The 23,431-nt window shown below is 65.7% G+C and carries 21 protein-coding genes and 1 tRNA gene; 8 read left to right on the top strand and 14 right to left on the bottom strand.

Annotation, left to right across the window (positions count from 1 at the left end):
• Positions 1-5 precede the first annotated feature (5 nt).
• On the top strand, positions 6-557 hold the full coding sequence (locus tag AC1DIO_RS07885) for an NADPH-dependent FMN reductase (RefSeq protein WP_441505044.1): 552 nt from the start codon (positions 6-8) through the stop codon (positions 555-557).
• Between the two features lie 105 nt (positions 558-662).
• Here AC1DIO_RS07885 and AC1DIO_RS07890 read toward each other — a convergent pair whose 3' ends face one another.
• The gene (locus tag AC1DIO_RS07890) at positions 663-2,561 is read right to left on the bottom strand and encodes an FUSC family protein (protein WP_476767768.1); all 1,899 of its coding nucleotides are present in this window, start codon (positions 2,559-2,561) and stop codon (positions 663-665) included.
• 281 nt (positions 2,562-2,842) lie between these two features.
• Here AC1DIO_RS07890 and AC1DIO_RS07895 point away from each other — a divergent pair, with 281 nt between their 5' ends.
• From AC1DIO_RS07895 to AC1DIO_RS07920, 6 genes are all read left to right on the top strand, one after another.
• A complete protein-coding gene (locus tag AC1DIO_RS07895; RefSeq protein WP_441505046.1) occupies positions 2,843-3,232 on the top strand; it encodes a c-type cytochrome in 390 nt (129 codons plus the stop codon).
• 436 nt (positions 3,233-3,668) lie between these two features.
• On the top strand, positions 3,669-4,484 hold the full coding sequence (locus tag AC1DIO_RS07900; RefSeq protein ID WP_441491961.1) for a cytochrome c oxidase subunit II: 816 nt from the start codon (positions 3,669-3,671) through the stop codon (positions 4,482-4,484).
• 64 nt (positions 4,485-4,548) lie between these two features.
• Positions 4,549-6,309 carry a cytochrome c oxidase subunit I gene (locus tag AC1DIO_RS07905; RefSeq protein ID WP_476775099.1) on the top strand — a complete coding sequence of 587 codons (1,761 nt, stop codon included), beginning with the start codon at positions 4,549-4,551 and terminating at the stop codon, positions 6,307-6,309.
• Positions 6,310-6,322: 13 nt separating this feature from the next.
• On the top strand, positions 6,323-7,042 hold the full coding sequence (locus AC1DIO_RS07910) for a cytochrome c oxidase subunit 3 (RefSeq protein WP_476853298.1): 720 nt from the start codon (positions 6,323-6,325) through the stop codon (positions 7,040-7,042).
• A gap of 12 nt (positions 7,043-7,054) precedes the next feature.
• Positions 7,055-7,777 carry a heme-copper oxidase subunit III family protein gene (locus tag AC1DIO_RS07915; RefSeq protein ID WP_476775100.1) on the top strand — a complete coding sequence of 241 codons (723 nt, stop codon included), beginning with the start codon at positions 7,055-7,057 and terminating at the stop codon, positions 7,775-7,777.
• 7 nt (positions 7,778-7,784) lie between these two features.
• Positions 7,785-8,120, top strand: a complete 336-nt coding sequence (locus tag AC1DIO_RS07920; RefSeq protein WP_113515643.1) for a cytochrome C oxidase subunit IV family protein — start codon at positions 7,785-7,787, stop codon at positions 8,118-8,120.
• A gap of 100 nt (positions 8,121-8,220) precedes the next feature.
• Here the strand turns inward: AC1DIO_RS07920 and AC1DIO_RS07925 are convergent, their stop codons facing one another.
• The 13 genes from AC1DIO_RS07925 to AC1DIO_RS07985 all read right to left on the bottom strand — a co-directional run bounded on the left by AC1DIO_RS07925 (position 8,221) and on the right by AC1DIO_RS07985 (position 21,913).
• Positions 8,221-9,612: an amidohydrolase family protein gene (locus AC1DIO_RS07925; protein ID WP_476853299.1), complete on the bottom strand. Its 1,392-nt coding sequence runs from the start codon at positions 9,610-9,612 to the stop codon at positions 8,221-8,223.
• A 145-nt stretch (positions 9,613-9,757) separates the two neighbouring features.
• A complete protein-coding gene (locus AC1DIO_RS07930; RefSeq protein WP_441505050.1) occupies positions 9,758-10,615 on the bottom strand; it encodes a LysR family transcriptional regulator in 858 nt (285 codons plus the stop codon).
• 236 nt (positions 10,616-10,851) lie between these two features.
• Entirely contained in the window at positions 10,852-11,841 is a 990-nt protein-coding gene (locus AC1DIO_RS07935) for an ABC transporter substrate-binding protein (protein WP_441505051.1), read from the bottom strand.
• Positions 11,838-13,607, bottom strand: a complete 1,770-nt coding sequence (locus tag AC1DIO_RS07940; protein ID WP_441505052.1) for a thiamine pyrophosphate-binding protein — start codon at positions 13,605-13,607, stop codon at positions 11,838-11,840. Before AC1DIO_RS07940 ends, AC1DIO_RS07935 begins: the two co-directional genes overlap by 4 nt.
• A 19-nt stretch (positions 13,608-13,626) precedes the next feature.
• Complete coding sequence (locus AC1DIO_RS07945) at positions 13,627-15,126, bottom strand: tripartite tricarboxylate transporter permease (protein WP_476853300.1); 1,500 nt, start codon at positions 15,124-15,126, stop codon at positions 13,627-13,629.
• A gap of 7 nt (positions 15,127-15,133) precedes the next feature.
• A complete protein-coding gene (locus tag AC1DIO_RS07950) occupies positions 15,134-15,592 on the bottom strand; it encodes a tripartite tricarboxylate transporter TctB family protein (RefSeq protein WP_476775103.1) in 459 nt (152 codons plus the stop codon).
• An 88-nt stretch (positions 15,593-15,680) separates the two neighbouring features.
• The gene (locus AC1DIO_RS07955; RefSeq protein WP_441505054.1) at positions 15,681-16,652 is read right to left on the bottom strand and encodes a Bug family tripartite tricarboxylate transporter substrate binding protein; all 972 of its coding nucleotides are present in this window, start codon (positions 16,650-16,652) and stop codon (positions 15,681-15,683) included.
• Between the two features lie 67 nt (positions 16,653-16,719).
• On the bottom strand, positions 16,720-18,234 hold the full coding sequence (locus tag AC1DIO_RS07960) for an aldehyde dehydrogenase family protein (protein WP_441505055.1): 1,515 nt from the start codon (positions 18,232-18,234) through the stop codon (positions 16,720-16,722).
• Positions 18,235-18,369: 135 nt separating this feature from the next.
• Positions 18,370-19,275, bottom strand: a complete 906-nt coding sequence (locus AC1DIO_RS07965) for an NAD(P)-dependent oxidoreductase (RefSeq protein ID WP_476775104.1) — start codon at positions 19,273-19,275, stop codon at positions 18,370-18,372.
• A gap of 14 nt (positions 19,276-19,289) precedes the next feature.
• Complete coding sequence (locus tag AC1DIO_RS07970) at positions 19,290-19,898, bottom strand: malonic semialdehyde reductase (RefSeq protein ID WP_441505057.1); 609 nt, start codon at positions 19,896-19,898, stop codon at positions 19,290-19,292.
• A gap of 98 nt (positions 19,899-19,996) precedes the next feature.
• Positions 19,997-20,977 (bottom strand): LysR substrate-binding domain-containing protein, encoded by a 981-nt coding sequence (locus AC1DIO_RS07975; protein ID WP_476775105.1) that lies wholly within the window; start codon positions 20,975-20,977, stop codon positions 19,997-19,999.
• A gap of 292 nt (positions 20,978-21,269) precedes the next feature.
• A tRNA-Ala gene (locus AC1DIO_RS07980) sits at positions 21,270-21,345 on the bottom strand.
• A gap of 169 nt (positions 21,346-21,514) precedes the next feature.
• A complete protein-coding gene (locus AC1DIO_RS07985; RefSeq protein ID WP_113515648.1) occupies positions 21,515-21,913 on the bottom strand; it encodes a TIGR02300 family protein in 399 nt (132 codons plus the stop codon).
• Positions 21,914-22,079: 166 nt separating this feature from the next.
• Between AC1DIO_RS07985 and aroA the strand changes: the two genes are divergently transcribed.
• The gene (gene aroA, locus AC1DIO_RS07990; RefSeq protein ID WP_441491977.1) at positions 22,080-23,420 is read left to right on the top strand and encodes a 3-phosphoshikimate 1-carboxyvinyltransferase; all 1,341 of its coding nucleotides are present in this window, start codon (positions 22,080-22,082) and stop codon (positions 23,418-23,420) included.
• The last annotated feature ends 11 nt before the right edge of the window (positions 23,421-23,431 follow it).

Here is a 23,431-nt window from a genome sequence, read left to right on the forward strand (position 1 = left end):
ACACCATGAGCGAATTCAGAATTGCCGTCGTGATCGGCAGCCTTCGTCGCGATTCCTTCAATCGCAAGCTTGCCACGGCCATCGCCAAACTCGCCCCGCCCGAATTCAGGTTTCATCAGGTCGCGATCGGCGATCTGCCGCTCTACAATCAGGATGACGACGCGAACCAGGCCCCGGTCGTGAAGCGACTGAAGGCTGAAATCACCGGCTCCCAGGGCGTCATCTTCGTCACTGCCGAGTATAACCGCTCCATCCCCGGCGTGCTGAAGAACGCGATCGATCAAGCCTCGCGGCCCTATGGGCAGAGTGCCTGGGTCGGCAAGCCGGCCGGTGTTCTCGGCGTGTCGGTCGGCGCTATCGGAACAGCGATTGCGCAGCAGCATCTGCGCAATGTCCTCGCCTATCTCGACATGCCGACGCTCGGACAGCCGGAAGTCTTCATCCAGGCCAAGGATGGGTTGTTCACCGAGAGCGGCGAGATCGGTGATTCCAGCCGGGCTTTCCTGCAAGGCTGGATGGATGCCTATGTCGCCTGGGTGAAGAAGCACTCAGCCTGAGGCGCCCTTTCTGGGAAAATCTAACGACGACATCCCGGCTCTGTGCCGTTGAAGCGGCCTGACCGGGATGAGCGCCGAGCTTGCGCCGGCCTCCTGCGCACGCCATTACGCCCCGGCGAGAAAGGCCTCCGCCTGCCGAAATGCCGCTGCGGCCTCCTTCACGGCGCGTGCGGCGTCGGCATTCGCGATTGTTCGCGCGGCCTCGTCGAACAATTCCGGCCTGGGCGATTCCGTCCTGAACCGCCCCAGAGCCGCGAGCCCCTGCGCAATCAGCCGCCGATCCTCGTCCCCGAGCCCTCCCTCAGACATCAACCGCTGCAGCGCCGTCGCCGCGATGCCGAGATTGAGCACGCCAAGCAGGCCATGCGTAGCGCCGCCATCGCCCTCTCCGGCTCGGGCGAGGTGCAGAGTGAGGCGCATGATCTGCCGGGTCATGCCCTGATCCCAGCTTGCCCCGCGCCTGGCCTGCGGATTGGCGAGGAGCCGCTCGAGGTCTCGCCGGATATCCTCGCGGGTCCTTGCCGCGTGCCGGTCATGCCTGCGCGGCAGCAGAATGAAGCTGCTTGTCACCAGCACCGCAGCGGCGACAAGCGCGCCGGCCTCGCTCAGGATTGCGGCGGGTCTGGTGACGGCCGGCAACACCGCCTGGCTGGCCAGGAGAAAACACATATTGGCGTCGATCGCCGCGATTGCCGTCCTGCGGCTCGCGCGCGCCAACCCTCCAAGCAGGAGGAACGGGGCCACAGAAACCAACAGCTCGGGCACGGTCTGGACATGCGGCTGCACGCCGAAGCGATAGATCAGGGCAGCCACCACCCCAGCCAGCACCCCCTTCAGCATATGCGGCGCAATGGCCTGCGGCTGCGCCAGCGAGCCCAGGACCATCGAGAAGATGCAGACTCCCAGCGCTGCGAGCTCCGCCACCGGCCAGTTTGCAGCATAGGCCGCAGAGGCAGCCAGCCAGGTGGCCAACCCCGACACCGCGCCGGCGGTGGTGCCCAGCGACCAGTCGCCATGGGGATTGTGCAGGAAGACAGGCACCAGGCCGGAGAGCTCATCTCCGGCCGGGCGGTCCGCACTGAGCGCGGCTTCTGCTGCGACCAGCCGCCGCAGACTGTCCGACAGGCGGGGATCCAGCCCTTCGGCACGGGGCACCTCCCCTTGCGCCTCTGTCTCCCGTTCGAAACGTTGCGCCAACCGGTCAAGTTCTGCCAGAGCCCTGGCGTTGGTCTCCTCCGACGCCTCGCGCGACGCAGCCGCGCGCCCTGCCGACATCACCAACAAGGCGGCCGCGACCAGTGCATCGACGCGCTTGCGACGCCGCGAGCCCCGCAGCGAGCCTGCCGTCATCTGATCCGCCGCCTGGGTGACGCTGCTCATCTCGGCGAGAAGCTGCCGTTCGGCTACGGCAACCCGATCCTGCGGAACGCCCTGGAGCGCCAAGGCTGCGAACCGCACCGCTTGCCGGGCCATCAGCCGCGCCCGGGACATGAGAGCAGAACGCGATGCTGACGGCGTGAATAGCGCCGTGACCAGCGTCACCACCGCCACGCCGATCAACGTGCACTCAACCCGTGCAATGGCGATGTCCCAGGATCGTTCCGGAGAGAACACCGTTGGCAGGATGACGATGGCCGCGGTCATGCCGCTCATCAAGGCGCCATAGGCGGTGACGCCGCGCAGCACATGCGTCAGCGCAGTGTTGAAGCCGACCCAAAGACCAAGCGCGAGCAACAGAAAATAGTGGTTGGGAATCAGATGCAGCAGGCCGAAGCCGACGGCTGCACCAATCAACGTTCCGAGAATCCTGAGAGAGCCACGGGCGAACAAGAGCCCGCGCGAGGCTTGCGCCACAACCCAGACCGGCATTGCGGCCCAATAGGCGTTGGTGATCTGAAGCGACGATGCGAGAGCAAATGCGAGCCAGGCGGCAAGAGCCAGCAGCGCTGCTTGCCGGAGGCCCGCACCATCCAGCCCCAGCCGGAGCAAGGGCGAGGACCTCACGGCCACGGCTCGCGCATGTCCTGAGCAGCCTTCTCCAAGCGGACCTCATGTCGGTCGGTTGCCCGGCACCAAGCCCGGCGGGCGTTCACGCCACCATACCGCATGAGGCCGGTGGACGAGCCTGCATCGGCGGGCACGACCATGTCGATGACTGTGACCGACCGTTTCCAGCGCAGGCAGATTGGAGCTGCACCAATGATAGTGTAGGATTTGTGGCTACGGATGCGCCGGCCGGCCTGCTGCGTGTGGTGGGGCGAACCGAACCCGAAGGAGGCCCTTCGATGATACGCTTGGCCTTGACGACCGTCCTGCTTCTCCCCCTCCTTTCCCATCCAGTCATTGCCGCAGCAGACGCCACCTCCGGCGAGAAGATCTTCCTGCGATGTCGTGCCTGCCACCAGATCGGCGAGACCGCGAGGAATGCGGTCGGCCCGAAGCTCAACGGCCTGATTGGGCGCCCGGCAGGGTCCGTCGAGGGCTACAGCTACTCGGCTGCCAACAAGAACTCCGGCATCACCTGGGACGAGCCGACGTTCCGCGATTACATCAAGGCGCCTCAGGCCAAGATCCCCGGTACGAAGATGGTGTTCCCCGGCCTGAAATCCGATCAGGAGATCGACGATATCGTCGCCTTCCTCAAGCAATTCGACGCCGACGGAAAGAAGAAGTAGCCGCCTTCGACGCGCAGGTGCGGCGATAGCGCGGCTGGCTCAACGCCGGCCTCGATTGACAACCAGCGAACGCGGCCGGACAATATTCAGCGACCATAGGCTGAGAAGCGGAGCGCTTTGCAGCCTGGGCGGGAGCTTTGCGTCACATGTGACGCGCAATCGTCTGACGAACCGGGAGGTTCGGCGATGGCGAGCAGGAAGCGACGCTTGAAACCGGTTGACGCGCTCGTCCGAGCCCGCGCCACGCGATCCCTCTGCGCCATCCCTCCAGTCTTTCTCCCTGCCCCGTTCTCGCCGCTCCCCGGCACCACCATGAGCAGGCGGTATCGTTCTCGGGCCGACGAGAAGCCCGCTTTCACGACGTCGTCACGCTCCTATCGCGTCGCGGCGCCGACCGGACCCCGTTCATCGCCGCCATAGGCAAGGGTGACTGACCATKGGTGTTGCCGTCGTACTTGCGCTGGTCGTGGTCGGCTCGGTGGCGTTCCACCTGCTAAGCCCATGGTGGTGGACCCCGATCGCCTCCAACTGGCACTATATCGACAACACCATCATCATCACCTTCTGGATCACCGGCACCGTCTTCGCTGCCGTGGTGCTGTTCATGGCCTATTGCCTGTTCCGCTTCCGCCATCGCGAAGGACATCGGGCAGCTTATGAGCCGGAGAACAAGCGGCTGGAATGGTGGCTCGCGATCGGGACCGGCATCGGTGTCGCCGCCATGCTGGCGCCTGGCCTCGTCGTCTGGAAGCAGTTCGTGACGGTGCCGGCCGATGCCGCAACGGTCGAGATCGTGGGCCAGCAATGGCAATGGAGCTATCGCCTGCCCGGCGCCGATGGCCGGCTCGGAGCGACCGACGTAACCCTTGTCAGCCCCGAGAACCCGCTTGGCCTCGATCCAAAGGATGCGCGCGGCCAGGACGACATCATCATCCAGGGAGACCAGCTTCACCTCCTGCTCGACAAGCCGGTGAAGGTGCTGCTGCGCTCACTCGACGTCGTCCATGATTTCTACGTGCCCGAGTTCCGCGCCAAGATGGACATGATCCCGGGCAACGTCACATATTACTGGTTCACGCCGACCCGTACCGGCACGTTCGAGGCGCTGTGCGCCGAACTCTGCAGCACCGGCCATACCTTCATGCGCGGTGGCGTCGTCGTCGAGCCGGAAAGCGAATACCGCGCATGGCTGCAGCAACAGAAGACCTTCGCACAGCTCACCGCAGCGGCGCGGGCGCAGGCGAGAAACTAGGGGATGGAAGACGGCTGAGCCTCCGACGAGGCGTGCCATCTGATGGAGAGCGGGAGGCGGTTTGATGGTCGATGTGCCGAGTGACGCTGCCGGACCTCTCTCGACCGCCGAGGTCGAGGATGTCGAACTCTATCATCCGAGAAGCTGGGTCACGAAATATGTCTTCTCCCAGGACGCCAAGATCATCGCGATCCAGTACTCGTTGACGGCGCTGGCGATCGGCCTCGTCGCCCTCGTCCTGTCCTGGCTGATGCGGCTGCAGCTCGGCTTCCCTGGCCTCGTCTCCTTCATCGACCCGGAGCGCTACTACCAGCTCATCACCATGCACGGCATGATCATGGTGATCTACCTGCTGACCGCGCTGTTCCTCGGCGGCTTCGGCAACTACCTGATCCCGCTGATGCTCGGCGCGCGCGACATGGTCTTTCCCTATGTCAACATGCTGAGCTACTGGATCTATCTGCTTGCCGTGCTGGTGCTCGTCGCCGGTTTCTTCGTGCCGGGCGGAGCGACCGGAGCCGGCTGGACCCTCTATCCGCCGCAGGCGATCCTCCCCAACACGCCCGGGCAGCCCTGGGGCATCATCGTGATGCTGGTCTCGCTGATCCTCTTCATCATCGGCTTCACCATGGGTGGGCTGAACTATGTCGTGACCGTGCTGCAAGGCCGGGCGAAGGGCATGACGCTGATGCGCATGCCACTCACCATCTGGGGCATCTTCACCGCGACCGTGATGGCGCTTCTGGCCTTCCCGGCTCTCTTCGTCGGGGCGGTGATGATGCTGCTCGACCGGCTGATCGGAACGAGCTTCTTCATGCCGTCCATCGTGGCTCTGGGAGAACAGCTCCCCTATCGCGGCGGCAGCCCGATCCTGTTCCAGCATCTGTTCTGGTTCTTCGGGCACCCTGAAGTCTACATCGTCGCATTGCCGGCCTTCGGGATCGTCTCCGACCTGATCAGCACCCATGCGCGCAAGAACATCTTCGGCTATCGCATGATGGTCTGGGCGCTGGTGGGGATCGGCGCGCTCAGCTTCGTCGTCTGGGCGCACCACATGTATGTCAGCGGCATGCATCCCAGTTTCGGGTTCTTCTTCGCGACCACGACGCTGATCATCGCCATCCCGACCGCCATCAAGGTCTATAACTGGGTGCTGACGCTCTGGCGCGGCGACATCCATTTCACCTTACCCATGCTGTTCGCGCTCGGCTTCATCGTCACTTTCGTCAATGGCGGTTTGACCGGGCTGTTCCTCGGCAATGTCGTCGTCGACGTGCCGCTCTCGGACACGATGTTCGTCGTCGCGCATTTCCACATGGTGATGGGTGTCGCTCCGATCCTCGTCATCTTCGGCGCGATCTATCACTGGTATCCCAAGGTCACCGGGCGGATGCTCGATACCACCCTCGGAAAACTGCATTTCTGGGTCACCTTCCTCGGCGCCTACCTGATCTTCTTCCCGATGCACTATATCGGCCTGATGGGCGTGCCGCGCCGCTATCACGAGATCGGCGACATGGCCTTCGTTCCGGCATCGACGGCGACGCTGAACGGCTTCATCACCATCGTCGCCCTGATCGTCGGCGCCGCCCAGCTCGTCTTCGTCTTCAATCTCGCCTGGAGCCTGAAGCGAGGCCGGCCAGCTGGCGGCAACCCCTGGCGCGCGACCACGCTGGAATGGCAGACGCCCGAGACACCGCCGGCCCATGGCAACTGGGGCAAGACGCTGCCCGTGGTCTATCGCTGGGCCTATGACTACAGCGTGCCCGGCGCCGCAGAGGATTTCCTGCCGCAGAACCAGCCTCCCGATCCGCAAACGGCGTGAGGAGGGCAGCATCGTGGTCGTCATCCTCCTGTTCATGGTCCTGATGGCAACGCTCGCCGGATGGTGGCTGTCGCATCAGCGGCTGACAGCCAAGCCCTGGCTCGAAGTCGGGGTCATCGACGAGGCCGGAGATGCGGGGACGCGATCCCTCCTGATCGCGAAGCTCGGCCTCGGCGCCTTCCTCGCCCTCGCCGGCTCGCTCTTCGCGCTCCTGATCAGCGCCTATTCAATGCGCATGAGCATGACGGACTGGCGCTCTCTGCCGATGCCGATCGTGCTCTGGTTCAACACCGGGCTGCTCATGCTTGCGAGTGTCGCCCTGCATTCGGCGGTGATCGCCGCGCGGTGCGACGAACCGTCGAGCATCCGCTCCGGACTGCTGGCTGCAGGGGTCTGCTCGCTGGCCTTCCTCGCCGGACAGGTGCTGGCCTGGCGCGAACTCGCGGCTGCCGGCTATTTCAGCGCGGCGAACCMGGCGAGCGCCTTCTTCTATCTGGTCACCGCAATCCACGGCCTGCACATGCTTGGAGGTCTCGTGGCGCTGGGGCGGACGACGGCCCGGTCTTTCGCGCCGACCGAGAGTACCCCCCAGGCATCGGGCGCCTTGCGCCTCAGCGTCGAGCTCTGCGCGATCTACTGGCATTTCCTGCTGCTGGTCTGGCTCATTCTCTTCAGCCTGCTGATGCGCTGGACCGACGACCTGATCGAGATTTGTCGCGGATTGCTGAGCTAGGAGGCGCGACCGATGAACGAGCTATCGCCAACCGCCCTGAAGCCCGAAAGCATAGGTCTCACCGGCTGGAGCGGTGTCGAGGCGGACTGGTCCGCGGATCAGCGAGCGTTCAGGACGGCCTCCTGGGGGAAGGCCATGATGTGGATCTTCCTGCTCAGCGACACCTTCATCTTCGGCACCTTCCTGATCTCCTACATGACGGTCAGGATGTCGACAGTCGTGCCCTGGCCCAATCCGAGCGAGGTCTTCGCGCTTGAGATCGGCGGCCACCGCCTGCCGCTGATCCTGATCGCCATCATGACCTTCGTGCTGATCAGCAGCAGCGGCACCATGGCGATGGCCGTCAATTTCGGCTACCGGCGCGACCGCCGGAAGACGGCGATCCTGATGCTGCTGACCGCACTGCTCGGCGCAACCTTCGTCGGCATGCAGGCCTTCGAATGGTCGAAGCTGATCGCGGAAGGGGTCCGTCCCTGGGGCAATCCCTGGGGCGCCGAGCAGTTCGGATCGAGTTTCTTCATGATCACCGGCTTCCACGGCACCCATGTCACGATCGGCGTGATCTTCCTGCTGATCATCGCGCGCAAGGTCTGGCGCGGCGATTTCGACCAGGAGCGCCGCGGGTTCTTCACGAGCCGGAAGGGCCGCTACGAGATCGTCGAGATCACCGGCCTGTACTGGCACTTCGTCGATCTCGTCTGGGTCTTCATCTTCGCGCTGTTCTATCTCTGGTGAGGTCGCCATGGCTCAATCAAACACTCCGCACGGCGATACGCAGCAGCACCCCATCCGGCTCTATCTCGTCGTCTGGGCCTGGCTCTTCATCCTCAGTGCCTGCTCCTACATGGTCGATTACTTCGGCCTCGTGGGCTATCTGCGCTGGTCGCTGATCCTGCTCTTCATGGCGCTGAAAGCAGGGTTGATCGTCGCAGTCTTCATGCACATGGCCTGGGAGCGCCTTGCGCTCGCCTACGCGATCCTGCTGCCGCCTGCGGCGTTGATGGTCTTCGTCGCGATCATGGTCTTCGAAGCGCACTACACGCTCTTCAACCGGCTGGCATTCTTCGCGACGGGATGACGTGCCCGACCGCCCGGCGCGCTACGCCACGACCAAGCAAGCGGCCTCCCCTCCCGACGGCCCCGGGGCAGGCGGTCAGGAGGGCGAGGACGCACCGCTATCAGGCGTTGCCGACGCTGCCATAGACCATGCGCCCGCGATGGAACGTGGCGCTGCGTGCGGGCAGGCGGGCGACCGCCTCGGCGGAGCAACTGGCGCCGACCAGCGTGAAGGCTGCGTCATCGCCGGCCCTTGGCCAGACGCGATTGCCGCCATTATCCAAGGGCAGCACCCCGCCGGTGGCAATCGCCATGGCACGCGACAACCGGAACTCATCGCTGCCCCGGTAGAGCTGAGCATACAGGTTGGCTTTTTCCAGCATGTCGGCGCAACCGAACGGCGACCAGTGATCGATCACGCTGTCGGTCCCGGTCATCACGAAGACGCCTGCTTCGCTCAACCGAGGCAGCGGCATCATCAGGCCGCCGATCGGTACCGTCGAGGCGATGGTCATCTGCTGCGCCGCCAGACGGGAGGCGGTTTCGGCCAGAGCGTCCGGAGGGAGCGTGGTGAGCGCGAAGGCGTGGCTGATGGTCACCTTGCCGCGCAGTGCCGGATTCTTCTCCACCGTATCGATCATGTGGTTGATCGCGGCCACACCGGCCGGATTGGTCTCATGCAGGTGGATATCGACGCCTTTGCCGGTATCGAGAGCGATCTGGAACATCGCGTCGAGCGATTTCTGCATCGAACCGTCGACATTGGTCGGGTCCAGGCCGCCGACATAGTGCACGCCCATCTGCATGGCTTCGCGCATCAGGCCGTCGACCTGGGAATGCAGCAGGCCGTGCTGCGGGAAGGCGACGATCTCGCAGCTGAAATCGCTGCGGTGATTCTCCAGCGCGCGCTGCAGGTGCTCCAGGCTCTTCAGCCCGCTGACCGGGTCGATGTTGCAATGGCTGCGCGCCACGGTCGTGCCCTTGGACTGCAGCAGGGCAATCAGCTGCTCGGCGCGCTGTTGCGAGGTCGGCAACAGCTTGGGGAGCAGAGTCTGTTCCAGCGCGATCATGTCCATGATGGTCTTGCCCTGGCGCGGTCGCGGCGCCTGCCACGGGCCACCGTAGAAGGTCTTGTCCAGGTGAATGTGCATGTCGCGCATCGCCGGCAGCATGAGCTGGCCATGCGCCTGATAGCGCGGCACGCCGGCGGGCGGAGCGGTGTTTGCCGGGTGCAGCGCGGCGATCTTGCCGTCCTTGATCTCAAGCGTGTGGAGCGCGGTGCGGGTGCCGATGACCGTGTCGCCATCATACGCGAAGCCTTCTTCAAGCCGCACGTCGCTCAGGTAGTAATGCCGATCGGTCAGCGTGCTCGCGCCGGCCTCGGACGGGCGGCCGGCGCTGGCCGGTGCTGCCTTTGCAGCACCGCTGGCCAAGCCGATGACCGCGCAGGCGGTGGTGAGTTTTCCAGTCTGACTGAGAAAGCTCCTGCGGCTGTGTTGATGGACACTTTCCACGTTCGTTTCCTTAACCCAGGGGTTGGTCTTTTCAGCCCCTAGATTACGAATGGGCCGCCCGGGTTGGCAGCGATATTTGCCAATGCTGACTATTCGATTTGGCAATGAAGCCGGTCGGGATCACGCATCAGCGCAATCCGGCCACTCATCGCTCCAGCCGGCAGAATTCGGCCAGTCTTTCCGCCAGTACGATGGCCGCAGCAGGCGCGTTGTCGCGGTAATACAACGCCAGCTCGAAATCGTTCACCTCCGGCAGTCCTTCTGCCGCGCCCAGCGTTCGGTGGTCGGGCAGCCGGCAGCCGGCCGGCAGCAGCGTCACGCCCAGCCCGGCGGCGGAGGCGGCAGCGAGGGCAGCCAGGCTGGCGCTGCTGTAGCTTACACGCCAGCGAATGCCGAGGCTGTCCAGCGCCTGGCAGAGCTCCTCGCGATAGAGACCGTTGAGCGGGAACACCGCCAGCGGCACCGGCGAGCGTTCGATGGCCGGGTGCGCCTGGCTGTCCAGCCATAGCAGCGGTTCGAGCCTGGCCGCGCGCGGCGGCTGACGGCGGCGCTGCTTGACCAGGATCAGGTCCAGCTCTTCGCGCTCATAGGCGCTGCGCAGATCGGCGCTGAGGCCGCTGGTGACGTCCAGCCTCAGATGCGGCTGCTCACGGCTGAATGCCGCCAGCAGGTCGACGGTGGGGACCGTAAAATCCTCCGGCATGCCCAGCCGCAGCACGCCGTCGCGCCAGAAGCCGGTCAAGGCGTCATGCGCCTCCTCGTTCAGGGCGATGATGCGCCGTGCATAGCTCAGCAGCCGCCCACCCTCCTCGGTCAGCTCGACCTGATGCGAGGAGCGCTCGAAGAGCGGCTTGCCCAGCATCTCCTCCAGGCGCCTGACCTGCTGGCTGACGGTGGACTGCGACAGGGACACGCGGTCGGCGGCGCGGGTGAAGCTTTGGCTCTCGCAGACCGCGACGAAGCTGAGCAGCAGCTGCGGGTTGAACATCGGATAGCGATTCATGCACCCGCCGCCAGCATTTCATGAGCCGATTTGCCCGATACTAGGCGGTGCGGGTGGTCATGGCCAAGGCGAAGCAAGCCTTCGCGGGCGAATATCCGCGCGTTGGCGTCGGACTCAGCAGCCGCTGAATCCCGTCCTTGAGCTGCGCGCGGCAATCTGCCCGGCACTGGCCTTCGCTCACTGCGCCTGTCGGCCAGACGGAGCGGCGTTGGTGCTTGGCGCCACTGAGGGTCCCCTCAGCAGTGATTCGGAAAGATCTCCGGGATCGAGAGACATCTGTCGGTAAGCCCCTGTTCCCGGGAATAGCGGGCCATGGCCTCGATCGCCGTGCGGTTGGGCTCGATCCCATAGGGCCAGTAATCCTTGCCCATGACCTCTTCGGTCTGGCGCAGCGCCGCCTCCTGCCAGGGCAGCATCGCCGTGTCATAGGCAAACTGATGCAGCTCGTTGGCGGCGAAGGCCTTGGCCTGCTCGAAGGCCACGGTCAGCGACGCAGCCAGGTCGGGATGGCGATCGGCGATGTCGGAACGGATGCCGATCAGATGCATCGGCGGGAACAGGCCGGTCTTTCGGAAATAGGCCCTCTCAGCCGCCGGAACATCCGGAAACAACCGCCGGATCGCCGGATGCCCGTCGGCGAAGGCCTTCGGCGCGCGCGGCGCGATGATGGCATCGAGCTTGCCCTCGAGCAGCCACTGCCAGAGCGTCTCGCCGGCGGGCAGCCGCGTCGTCTCGAACCGGGCGGGCAGGGTGACCGGCACCTTCTCCTCGCGACCGGGCGCATCGATGCCGCCGATGATCCAATGGACTGCTTCCGGCCGCACGCCATATTCGTCGGCGAGGAGGCCGCGCACCCAGACATTGGCCGTGAGCTGATATTCCGGGACGCCGACGCGCCGGCCGGCGAAATCCTCCGGCCGCTCGATCCCGGAATCGCTGCGGACATAGAGCGCGCTGTGGCGAAATTTGCGCGAAACGAACAGCGGCAGCCCCAGATAGCGACAGGTGCCGCGCGAGCGCAGCAGGAGGTAGGTCGAGAGCGACATCTCGGTTATGTCGAACTCGCCTCCAAGCATGCCGCGCAGGAAGACCTCCTCCGGCGGGAGCACCGACCAATTGAGCGTATAGCCCTTCGGCCGGAACATGCCCGCGATCAGCGGCCAGGTCCGGTCATAGGCGCCGCAGCCGACGGTGAGCCGCGTGTCCACTCCCAGGGGCCCGTTCATCGGTCGGAATAGCCGGGGATGATCAGCGCATCGATGATGTAGCGACCGCCGGCCGCGACAACGGCAGCGCCCCGCTCCAGCTCGGCGAGCAGCTCGTCGACGCTACGGACCGAAACAGCCCCTTCGAAACCCTGCGCGCGCGCCAGCCCGATGATGTCGGGCGCCGGGTCATCCAGCCGCTGGCCGATCCACTTGTTCTCGACCGGCCGGCCGCGCTGGCGTGCCATGCGCTCCTGATGGACCTCGTCGTTGAAATAGGACCGGTTATTGGCGACGACGAGCAGCATCGGCACGCGCTGATGCGCGGCTGTCCAGAGTGCGTTCACGCCCATCAGGTAATCGCCGTCGCCGATGACTCCAATCGTCATCCGGCCGCTGCCCTTCAGCGCAATCGCGGCGCCGATCGTGTGGCCAGGCCCTGTGCCGACGGCGCCGCCGCCATCCTTGCCGAGAAAATCCAGTGGCGTGCGGAACCGGCAGGCGCTGCGCGGCCAGCCGAAGGAGAGACGGGCGAACGTCACCTCCCGATCGCGCGCGAAGGCAGAGATCGTGAAGGCCATCTGTTCGGCGTTGAAGGGCGCGGTACGGTCCGGGCCCTCCGAGGCTGTCTGCGTCCAGTGGCTGCCTTCGGACACCAGTGACGGCGCCGGTTGCCAATCCGTGCCGACAGCCTCCAGCAACTGGCTGACGAAGCGATCCGGATCGGCCGCGATCCTGACATCGCAGGCCGGCAATGCCTGATGGTCCATGCTCCAGCCATTGGCGACATGGCCGTCGAGCGAGCAGTGGACGATCGCGGCCGTCAGCGGCTCCTGCGTCTGCGAGGCACCGCAACGGGCGCTGAGGAAGCCGGCCAGATCGTGCCAGTCGAGGCTGACGATGGCATCGGCCTCGCGCAGCAAGTGCTGCTCGGCGTCGTTCGGGCGCTCGCCGACCGGGGCCAGCGCATGAAGCCGGTGCTCGGTCGGAAAGCCTGACGCATTATGCGTGGTCGTCAAAACCGTCGCCCCCAGCCGCTCGGCCAATGCGATACGGCGTTGCCAATCGCCGGCATGGCGCGAGACCCGGCCGATCAGGAGCAGGGGCGCACGCGCATTGCGCAGGATGTCCAGGGTCCGAGCGATGTCCTCGGCGGGAGCCGCGGCCGGCCGCGGCGGCGCAAAGCGGCGGATATCGGGAACCCTTACCGCGCGGTCGAGCCGGCTTTCCTGCATCTCGGCGTCGAGGCAGACATAGACCGGGCCGGTCGGAGCGGTCCGCGCGATCTGGTCGGCGCGCAGCACGGATTCGACCGCGGCCTCGGCCGAGGCCGGCTGGTCGTCCCATTTGGTGTAATGCCGGACCAGCGCGCCCTGGTCGCGCGCAGTGTGGATCCAGTCGATCCAGGGCCGGCGGCGATGCGCGTCGACCGGGCCCGTCGCGCCGAGGATCAGCATCGGCCGGCGATCGCACCAGGCGTTGAAGATCGTCATCGTCGCATGCATCAGCCCGACATTGGAATGCAGGATGACGGCCATCGGCTCCTGCGCCACCCGCGAGAATCCGTCGGCGATCGCCACCGCGTGTTCCTCGTGCAGGCAGACGATCATCGCCGGGTCATGGTTGCCGAGGTGGTTCACCAGGCTGTCATGCAGGCCCCGGAAGCTCGCGCCTGGAACCAGTGCGACATATCTGTAGCCCAGCGCCCTGATCGTCTCGGCAACGACGTCGCTGCCCCATCTTTCGGTCGCCGGCGCCACGGCGCCCCCCTCGGTCTGCATGGTCATGTCCATCTGGCTGTCGCGCTTATTCGCTGAAGACCTCGTCGCGGCCCTTACGGATCGCCGGTAGGATGGCGACGGTGAGCATGGCGAACGCGATCAGGATGAGGATGGCGGCGATCGGCCGCTCGACGAAGGTCATGGGGTTGCCGCGCGAGATCATCAGTGCCTGACGGAGGTTTTCCTCCATCATGCGTCCGAGCACGAAGCCGAGGGTCAGCGGCGCCGGCTCGAAGCCGAACTTGGTGAGGCCGTAGCCGAACACGGCCAGCGCTCCCATGATCAGGATGTCGGCCGGCTCGTTGTTGATCGAGTAGACGCCGATGCAGCAGAAAATGACGATGCCGACGAACATCAGGCGATACGGCACTTTCAGCAGTTTCACCMAGAGCCCGACCGCCGGCAGATTGATGACCAGCAGCATCAGGTTGCCGACCCACATCGAGGCGATCAGCCCCCAGAACAGGTCGGGCATCTTGGTCATGATCTGCGGGCCAGGCACGATGCCGTGGATCGTCATTGCGCCGACCATCAGGGCCATCACCGCATTGGGCGGGATACCGAGCGTCAGCAGCGGAATGAAGGAGGTCTGAGCTCCGGCATTATTGGCCGATTCCGGCCCGGCGACGCCCTCGATCGCGCCGCGGCCGAACCGGCGCGGATCGCGGGCCAGCTTCTTCTCGAGCGTGTAGGAGGCGTAGGGCGCGAGCACGGCACCGTTGCCCGGCAGGATGCCGAGGATCGAGCCGAGCAGGGTTCCGCGCAGGATCGGCTTGGCCGAAGCGCGCAATTCCTCGGGGCCAGGCAGCAGCCGGCCGATATGGGTCTGGCGTACCTGCCGTGACTCGCCATGCTCGAGGCTGCGAAAAACCTCGGCGATGCCGAACAGCCCCATGCCGAGCAGGGCGATCTCGATACCGTCGGCGAGCCAGGTCGCTCCGAAGGTGAGGCGCAGCTGGCCGGTTGTCAGGTCTGGCCCGACAGTCGAGAGCAGCACGCCCACCAGGATCATCACCACGGCCTTGAGCACGGATCCGCGCGCCAGCAGGACTGCGAATGCGAGCCCCATCAGCATGAGCGCAAAATACTCCGCTGGCCCGAAGATCAGCGCGATGCTGGCCAACGGCGCGGCGAGGGCGGCAATCACCAGTGTCGCAATCGTGCCGGCGACGAAGGAGCCTATCGCCGAGATCCCAAGCGCAATGCCCGCTCGGCCTTGGCGCGCCATCTCATGGCCGTCGATTGCGGTGACGACAGCGCTCGACTCGCCGGGGATATTGAGCAGGATCGAGGCGGTGGAGCCGCCATACTGGGCGCCGTAATAGATGCCGGCCAGCATGATCAGCGCGGCGGTAGGATCGAGCCCGAAGGTCAGCGGGAGCAGGATAGCGATGGTCGCGATCGGCCCGATCCCAGGCAGGACGCCGATCAGCGTCCCCAGCATGCAGCCGGCAAAGCAGAGCAGGATATTGGTCGGCGACAGCGCGATGCCGAGGCCGTGGCCGAGATTCTGCAGGAGTTCCATGCGCGCCTCAGAAGTTGATCGAGAACGACGGGAGCACCAGCATCGGGATCGGCTGGTTAAGCGCGAAGCGGAACAGAAGGGCACAGGCGACCGTCATCGCCAGCGCAAAGACAATGAGCTCGCGCGGCCTGACCTCACGCGAGCCGAAGCCGGCGACGAGCATGGCAAGCGGCGCCGCGACGATGAAGCCGGGCTCACGGATCGTCGCGGCGAAGAGCACGATTCCGGCCAGTACGAAGGCCGGCCCGCGCAGATGCCAGCGTTCGAGCGCGTCGCCATCCTCGATGAAACCCAGCACGACGAGGACAGCACCGCCGATGCCGATCGCGATCGCCGTCCAGCGCGGCACCATGGCCGGGCCGATGACGCGCAGCGTGCCCTGCGCGAGATTGCCGAGCATCAACACGACGACGGTCGCCGCTGCGATGAGGATCAGGCCGGAGACCAGATTCTGCGGAGAACGCACGGCGCGTTTCCACCGGGGGAGAGGCTCGGACTGGCTCATGACAGTTTCGCCCTGGCTTGGGAGGCGGCGCGTTGCGGCCGGCTCGGCGTCATTCGACGGTCACGCCGACGGTGCGCACCATCTCGCCCCATTTGGCGACCTCAGCCTTCAGATAGGTCGCGACCTGGGGAGCCGAGCGGACATGGAGTTGGTAGCCCATGCCCAGGAGCTTCTCCCGCGTCTGCGGCTCGCTGACGATCTCGTTGATCGCGGCGTTGAGCTGCTCGACAATGGCCGGCGGCGTCTTGGCCGGGGCGAGCACGGCGACCCAGGATTCGGCGACGAAGGGGAATCCGGACTCGGTGTAGGTCGGAACATCGGGCATCGCCGCGACACGCGTCTCGCTCGCAACGGCCAGTCCCTTGAGCTTACCCTCCGCGACCTGCGGGATGATGCCGAAGGACGATGCAACCATGTCGACCTGGTTGCCGAGTGCCGCCTGCACCGAGAGCGCGCCGCCGCGGAAGGGAATATGCGAGGCCGGCTGCATGGCGAGGCGTTTCAGGAAGTACTCGGTCGCCAGATGCGAGCCCGAGCCGACACCGGCGCTGGCGAAGGTGATCTCCTCCTTCTTGGCCCAGGCGAGATAGTCCTTCAGATTGCCGGGCTTCGATGGATGCGTCGCKATCGTCTCCGGCGACGAAACCGCAATGGCGACCGGGATGAGCTGATCGAGCGCGTAGTCGCGCTTCTTGTAGAGCGTCTCGTTGATGGCGATCGCCGTCGAGGTGACGAGCAGCGTCAGCCCGTCGGGCTTTGCATGCGCGACGATTGCAGCGGCCGTATTGCCGCCGGCGCCGGCCTTGTTCTCGACGGTGACCGCCTTGCCCCATTTCTCGTTGAGCTTCTGGCCGACAATGCGTGCGAAGGTATCGACGAAGCCACCGGCGGCAAAGGCGACCGTCATGTTGATGCGGTCGGACGGGTAGGCCGGCGCCTGCGCCGAGGCGAGGCCGGCAGAAGCCGAGAGCGCGATGCCGGCTCCGACGAGACGGGCGGCAGCGCCAGTGAGACTACGCATGTTTCTCCCTCCGTTTATGTATTTTTATGACCCGCGAGCAGTCACGCGGTCTTTCCGATCGCTCCTGTCAGCTTCTTGCCGGCCGCTTCAGGTTGACGTGGATGTGCTTTTCTTGGGTGTAGCTGAGCAGTTCTTCGAGGCATTCCTCGCGACCCAGACCTGATTGCTTGTAGCCCCCGAAGGGTGTGCCGAGGAAATGCCGCGAGACCTCGTTGATCCAGACAAAGCCGGCCTCGACCTCGCCGGCGAGACGGTGCGCGTTGCGGACGTCATTGGTCCAGATCGAGCAGGTCAGCCCGTATTCGACGCTGTTGACGGTCTCGAGCATGCTTGCCTCGTCCGACCAGCGGAAGACCGCAAGAACCGGTCCGAAGACCTCCTCGCGCGCCAGCCGCATCGCAGGCGTCACCTCGGTAAACACGGTGGGCTCGACGAAATTGCCGTTGGCGAGCGCCGGATCGAGCGGGCGGCCGCCACCACAGAGCAGGTTCGCGCCCTCCGCCTTGGTGTCCGCGATGAAGCCCATCACCTTGTCCAGCTGGGCGCGGCTGATGATGGCGCCCATCGTGGTCGCCGGATCGGTCGGGTCGCCCGGGCGGAATTGCTTCACGCGCTCGGCAATACGCGCCACGACCGCGTCATGGATCGCCTCGTGGATGAAGGCCCGGCTGGTCGAGCCGCAGGACTGGCCGCACCAGATGAAGTTCATGCCGGCGACCACGGCGGCCGCGACCTCGTTGGGATCGGCATCGGCAAGCGCAATCAGCGCATTCTTGCCGCCGAGCTCGAGCAGGACCGGCTTGATGGTATCGGCGCCGGCCTTCATGACGGCGCGCCCGGCCTGGACGCTGCCGATGAGCGAGATCATCGCGACGCCGGGATGGGCGGCAAGCGCCGCTCCGGCCTCGCGACCGCCTGGGAGTACGTTGAAGACGCCTGGAGGCAGCACTCCGTCGATCAGCTCGGCAAAGCGCAGCGAGCTCAGCGGCGCCTGGTCCGGCGGCTTGACGATGACGGTGTTGCCAGCCGCGAGCGGCGCAGCCGACTTGGCGGCACAGAACATGAACGGGTGGTTGAACGGGATGATGCGGCCGATGACGCCGCGCGGCTCGCGCACCGAGAAATTGACCGATTCCCGGCCGAGCGGCACCGATTGGCCCTTCATCTCGGTGACGAGGCCGGCGAAGAAATCAAGCTGAGAGGCGGCGTTGGCAACGTCCCCGAGCATCTCGTGGACCGGATTGCCGCCGTCGATTGCGTCGATGAGCGCGAGTTCCCGCGCGTTGTCGCGGACGATCTGGGCGATTCGCCTGAGGATCTTGGCGCGCTCGGCCGGGGCGACGTTCCGCCAGCCGCGATAGGCGGCGCCAGCGGCCCGGACCGCGGCATCGACATCACTGCTTCCAGCCTGCGCGACGAAGCCGAGCGACGCGCCCGTCGCCGGGCTGGTCAGTTCGAGACCGCCGGTCTCGGCCGCCTCGCGCCAGCTGCCGTTGATGTAGAGGTTCCGGTTCCGCGGCAAGACATCGGGCGATGCGCTTGCAGTTGCTGGCGCGATCGGGTCGCGCATGTCCTGGTCCATCGTCTGTCTCCCCTTCCGGCGAGGCCGGTCGCGCCGGCTTGCTGCGCCGGCGCATTTTCTTGCTTGCTTATTGGGTATCGGCTTCGCCCGGAGCGGTCTTCGCGGTGTTTCGGGCTTCAGCTATAACTTTCGCGACTATGAGGGCTCCGGCTTCTGCCCGGAGAGTGCGGCGCGTACGGCATCGAGCATCGCGAAACCGTCTTCGGGCTCGGCCTGCAACGGCAGGCGCCCGAGTCGTTCCTGCTGGAGGACGACGCCCTCTGTGACGGCCGGGTCGATGCCAAGCTCGCGAAGCGTCAGCGCGACCTCGCGCATTTCGGCGGCACGCCGGACGCCATGCTGCAGCATACGGCTGACATTGTAGGGAACGACTTTTGGCCAATCGAGGCCAGGATAGCTGCGCCCGAGGGAGTCGAGGATCACCGGGTCGATTCCGGCGACACGCGCCGCCATGAAACACTCATAGGTCAACGCCTCCAGCCCCTTGACCATGACGCTGCGGATCATCTTGATGATCGTTGCCGACCCGATCTGCGGACCCGCCGGCCCGAGCTCCATGCCGAAGCCCGCGAAGATCGCGATGAAGCGCTCGGCCGCCTCGCCGGCGACCAGGCAAGGTGTGGCGTGGCGCTTGGGGTGAACCGGCGCCATGATCGCGAGATCGAGATAGGCACCAGGCGAAGCAAAGGCCGCGGCCGCCTCGCGCTTGCGGCCGGGCGAGACCGAATTGACGTCGACGAAGACCTGGCCGGATACAAAATGCGGCGCAACCTGGCGGGCGGCGTCGAGACTGTCGGCTGCGGTGACGGCCGAGAATACGAAATCGGCGCCGGCCAGGGCGGCCTCGAGGCTGTCGGCGAGGCGGACGCCCAGGTGCTCTGCCGGCTTGCGGACGCGCTCCTGCGTACCCGCGGTGTCGAAGGCGGCGATCTCGACGATGCCGGCTTCGAGCAGGCCGCCGGCGAAGGCCAGTCCGGCCTCGCCGAAGCCGATGAAGCAGAGTCGCGGCGGGTTGGTGCGCGAAGAAACGGTTTGCAGCATGATGCCCTCCGCGATCAGAGAATCTGGCAGATATCGTCGAAGTCGAACCGCGCGGCGCGCGGCCTGACGCTCGCCGGATCGCCATGACCGATATTGATCAGGAAATTGGACCTGACCTCACCGCCTGGGAAGAATTCGGCGTCCACGACATCATGCAGGACCCCGGACATCGGGCCGCAATCGAGCCCCAGCGCACGCGCCGCCATCAGCAGGTAGGCGCCCTGCAGGGTCGCGTTGCGAAAGGCAGCCCGGGCAGCAAGGTCGGGATCCGAGAGATAGCCCGCGCGCTTGTCGACCGCATGCGGCGCCAAGCGCTCCAGATGATCGAAGAAGCGGCTGTCGATGCCGAGGATCGCGGTTACCGGCGCCGCCATGGTCTTGTCTACATTGCCGGGTTTCAACCCGGGCCGCAGCCGCTCCTTGGCCTCCTGCGAGACGACGAAGACGATGCGCTGGGGGCTGATATTGCTGCTCGTCGGCGGCATCCGCGCGAGTTCGTAGAGCTCGCGCAGTTGCGCGTCGCTCACCGCCTTCGGCAGCCAGCCGTAATAGGTTCGCGCCTCGCGGAAGAGAATGTCCAGGCAATGCTCGGATACGCATTGTCTTGTCGTCTGTTGAAGCATGAGCTGCGAACCTGCGGATGAGACGCCGGAACGCTATCCGCAGGATGCCCGTCGCGTCTTCGTGTGCTGGTTCACAAGAGCTATAAGTGCCGGGAATATCACATGCCGGTGAGCGTATCCGGCGAGGCGCCGTCCTCGTCGAGCAGCCCGGTCGCCCGCAATTCACGCAGATGGTCGCGCAGCGCCGCCAGCAGGGCCCCGACGCTCGGCGACCGTCGACGATGGCGCAATGTGATGATTCCGGCCGGCCGGCTGCCTGAGACCATGGGAACGGGCAATATCCTGACGGCACCGCGGCCGAGATCGCCGGCGAGCATCAACCGCGGAAGGATAGTGACATAGTCGTTCGACAGAACGAGCTCGCGGATGAAGGAAATCGAGGTCGAACGCAGCGGCGCGGCCAGCATCTCCAATCCGGAATAAGCGATCACCGCATCGATCTCCTGGCCGAGGCGCTGTTCCAGCGAGGGCAGCACCAAGCCGAACCTCCCGAGCTCCGCTCCCGCGCTGCCGGGGCGGTCGAGCAAGGGATGACCGGCCCGTGCCAGGACCGAGATCGGCTCGTGATAGATCGTCTCGCGGTGAACATCATGGGCGGTTTCGAGCTCGTAGAGCCGCCCGACGATCAGATCGAGCTTGCCACTCTCCAGCTGCGGCATCAGCTCCGCCGTGCGCCCCTGCACCAGCCTGATGTTCAACTCGGGATTGGAGGCGCGCAGCCGGCCGAGCGTCGGCGGCAGCACGCTCGTCGCCGCAGTCGGCAGGGCGCCGATGACCAGCGTGCCGGCCTGCCCCTGCTCGATCAGCCCGATATCGTCCGTGAGTCGTTCGACCAGCGACAGCATGGCCCGGCCACGCTCGACAACGGCACGGCCGAAGGGGTTGATCATCACGCCGCGGGCCATCCGGTCGAAGATGGGATGGCCGACGATCAGCTCGACATCCTGCACCGCCTTCGACACTGCGGGCTGCGTGATGCTGAGCGCGTGGGCCGCGGCCAGGAAACTGCCCTGCTCGGCTACGGCAATGACGATCTCGATCTGCCGCAGCTTCAGGCGCGCATTGATCTGCGATCGCATGGCCTGCCTCTCCCCATTGCAGGCAAGCCCTTTGCCCTACTGAGGGGGCAATGACAAATTGGGGGAATCAATGATCTCACCGACGCATACCAGCGAATCGATGGTTCTTCGGAGAGTCGGGCCTTCGGGCTGAGATTGCCGGCATGGTCGGGCGACCGCGAAGCTGATTCTCAGGAACGATCTGTTCGGCGGACTCTGAGAAAGCCTGGGGGCCGAGCGCGGCGGCCGGCGATCAAGACCGCAGATGCGACACGTCCACTCTCGGTGAGTTCGTGATCCGGATCGGAAAATTTGGTGGAGCCAGGCGGAATCGAACCGCCGACCTCTTGAATGCCATTCAAGCGCTCTCCCAACTGAGCTATGGCCCCACGCTGGCCGATTGATTTGGGGGTCAACCGGCAAATTCCCGGACACCGCAGGAGTGGCTTCAACTTCGAAGCCCGGCGATGTCCGCGTCGTCACTGTCGCGACGGAGGGCTCTATAGGCGGGCTCGGCAGAAGACACAAGCACCTATATCGCAGAAATATTTTTTGTCCTCAGACGTCCTCGTCACCCTCGATGTCGCCATCGATCAGATCGGAGACGTCATCGTCGCCTTCCTCGTCCTCTTCCAGGAACGTGTCGTCTTCCTCGGCAGCGATGTCGTCCTCGACCTCGATGTCGTCCTCGCTGGTGACAACCGCGTCCTTCTCGCTCGTTTCGGCATCGGCCTCATCGAGAGAGACAAGCTCGACCGCGCCGTCAGCGGCCTCGGTCTCGTCCTCGTCATCCGCTTCCTTGGCGACAACCGCCGCCGCTTTGGCCTGCGGCTCGAACATCGAACGCGGGAAAGCCTGCCCCGTATAGGGCGAGACGATCGGGTCCTTGTTCAGGTCGTAGAATTTGCGTCCCGTGGTCGGGCAAACGCGCTTGGTACCAAGTTCCGGTTTCGCCACTGCGTCGGACCTTCATTCATTCATGTTTTGAAAAGCAGGCGCGTCCGTTAGTCGTGCCGGCCGGCCCTGTCAAATGCTGATTTGATTCGCGTCTCGCGCGTGGCGCGCGACGGGTGGCCATGCTAGGCAGCCAGCGTCCAAGATCAAGCAGCCAGAGACGATCGACGTGGCCCACGCGCAGCACCCAACTCCCGTCACCGCCCGGGCCTCCGGCCCGCTCTCCGGCCGTGTCCGGGTTCCCGGCGACAAGTCGATCTCGCATCGCGCGATGATCTTCGGCTTGCTCGCCATCGGCGAGACCAAGGTCACCGGCCTGCTCGAAGGCGAGGACGTGCTGCGCACAGCCGACGCGGCCCGGGCGCTGGGCGCCATCGTGCATCATGACGGCCCCGGCGCCTGGCGCGTCCAGGGCGTCGGCGTCGGCGGGCTGAGGGAGCCGGCCGGCCTGCTCGATTTCGGCAATGCCGGCACCGGCTCTCGCCTGATGATGGGCGTTTGCGGCGCGCACCCGATCACCACCACCTTCGACGGCGACGCCTCGCTCAGGAAGCGGCCGATGCGGCGTATCCTCGATCCGCTCGAACTGATGGGCGCCACCATCCTGTCGCAGGAAGAGGGCGGGCGCGTGCCGTTGACGATCCGCGGGCCGAAGGAGGCGCTGCCGATCACCTATCGCACACCCGTCGCCTCGGCGCAGATCAAGTCGGCCGTGCTGCTCGCCGGCCTCGCCGCCCCGGGCGAGACCACGGTGATCGAGACCGAAGCGACGCGCGACCATACCGAAAAGATGCTGGCGCATTTCGGTGCCGAGGTGCGGGTGACCCCCGAGGGGGCCCATGGCCGCCGTATCGTGCTGACGGGCCAGCCCGAATTGCAGGCGGCGCCGATCGTGGTGCCCGCCGACCCGTCCTCCGCCGCCTTCCCGCTGGTCGCAGCGCTGATCGTGCCGGGCTCCGACATCCTGATCGAGAGCGTCATGACCAATCCGCTCCGCAGCGGGCTGCTGACCACGCTGCGCGAGATGGGGGCCGACATCACGGTCGAGAGCGAAGCCAATGAGGGCGGCGAGACGGTAGCGACGCTGCGCGTCCGCTCCGGCGCCCTCACGGGCGTCGAGGTGCCGCCGGAGCGCGCGCCATCGATGATCGACGAGTATCCGGTCCTCGCGGTCGCCGCGTCCTTTGCCAGCGGCACGACCCGGATGCGGGGGCTTCAGGAGCTGCGCGTCAAGGAATCGGACCGGCTCGCCGCTGTCGAGGCCGGGCTGAAGGCCGCGGGCGTGACCTGCCGGATCGAAGGCGACGACCTCGTCGTCGAGGGCGGAAACGGCAAGGTCACGGGGGGCGGCACGGCCGCAACCCATCTCGATCACCGCATCGCCATGAGCTTCCTCGTCATGGGGCTGGCGACGCAGAAACCGATGCAGGTCGATGACGGTGCGATGATCGCGACCAGTTTCCCGACCTTCATCAGCCTGATGAACGGGCTGGGCGCTGAGATCGCATGAGCCCTGCCGCG

The organism is Allobosea sp. 05T439 (assembly GCF_056396005.1).

Coding starts and splice junctions, on each gene's coding strand:
- AC1DIO_RS07935 (WP_441505051.1), bottom strand. CDS start 11,841: ATGAACGGGCCCCTGGGAGTGGACACGCGGCTCACCGTCGGCTGCGGC.
- AC1DIO_RS07965 (WP_476775104.1), bottom strand. CDS start 19,275: ATGCTGCAAACCGTTTCTTCGCGCACCAACCCGCCGCGACTCTGCTTC.
- AC1DIO_RS07930 (WP_441505050.1), bottom strand. CDS start 10,615: ATGAATCGCTATCCGATGTTCAACCCGCAGCTGCTGCTCAGCTTCGTC.
- AC1DIO_RS07920 (WP_113515643.1), top strand. CDS start 7,785: ATGGCTCAATCAAACACTCCGCACGGCGATACGCAGCAGCACCCCATC.
- AC1DIO_RS07960 (WP_441505055.1), bottom strand. CDS start 18,234: ATGGACCAGGACATGCGCGACCCGATCGCGCCAGCAACTGCAAGCGCA.
- AC1DIO_RS07940 (WP_441505052.1), bottom strand. CDS start 13,607: ATGACCATGCAGACCGAGGGGGGCGCCGTGGCGCCGGCGACCGAAAGA.
- AC1DIO_RS07905 (WP_476775099.1), top strand. CDS start 4,549: ATGGTCGATGTGCCGAGTGACGCTGCCGGACCTCTCTCGACCGCCGAG.
- AC1DIO_RS07895 (WP_441505046.1), top strand. CDS start 2,843: ATGATACGCTTGGCCTTGACGACCGTCCTGCTTCTCCCCCTCCTTTCC.
- AC1DIO_RS07885 (WP_441505044.1), top strand. CDS start 6: ATGAGCGAATTCAGAATTGCCGTCGTGATCGGCAGCCTTCGTCGCGAT.
- AC1DIO_RS07915 (WP_476775100.1), top strand. CDS start 7,055: ATGAACGAGCTATCGCCAACCGCCCTGAAGCCCGAAAGCATAGGTCTC.
- AC1DIO_RS07970 (WP_441505057.1), bottom strand. CDS start 19,898: ATGCTTCAACAGACGACAAGACAATGCGTATCCGAGCATTGCCTGGAC.
- AC1DIO_RS07975 (WP_476775105.1), bottom strand. CDS start 20,977: ATGCGATCGCAGATCAATGCGCGCCTGAAGCTGCGGCAGATCGAGATC.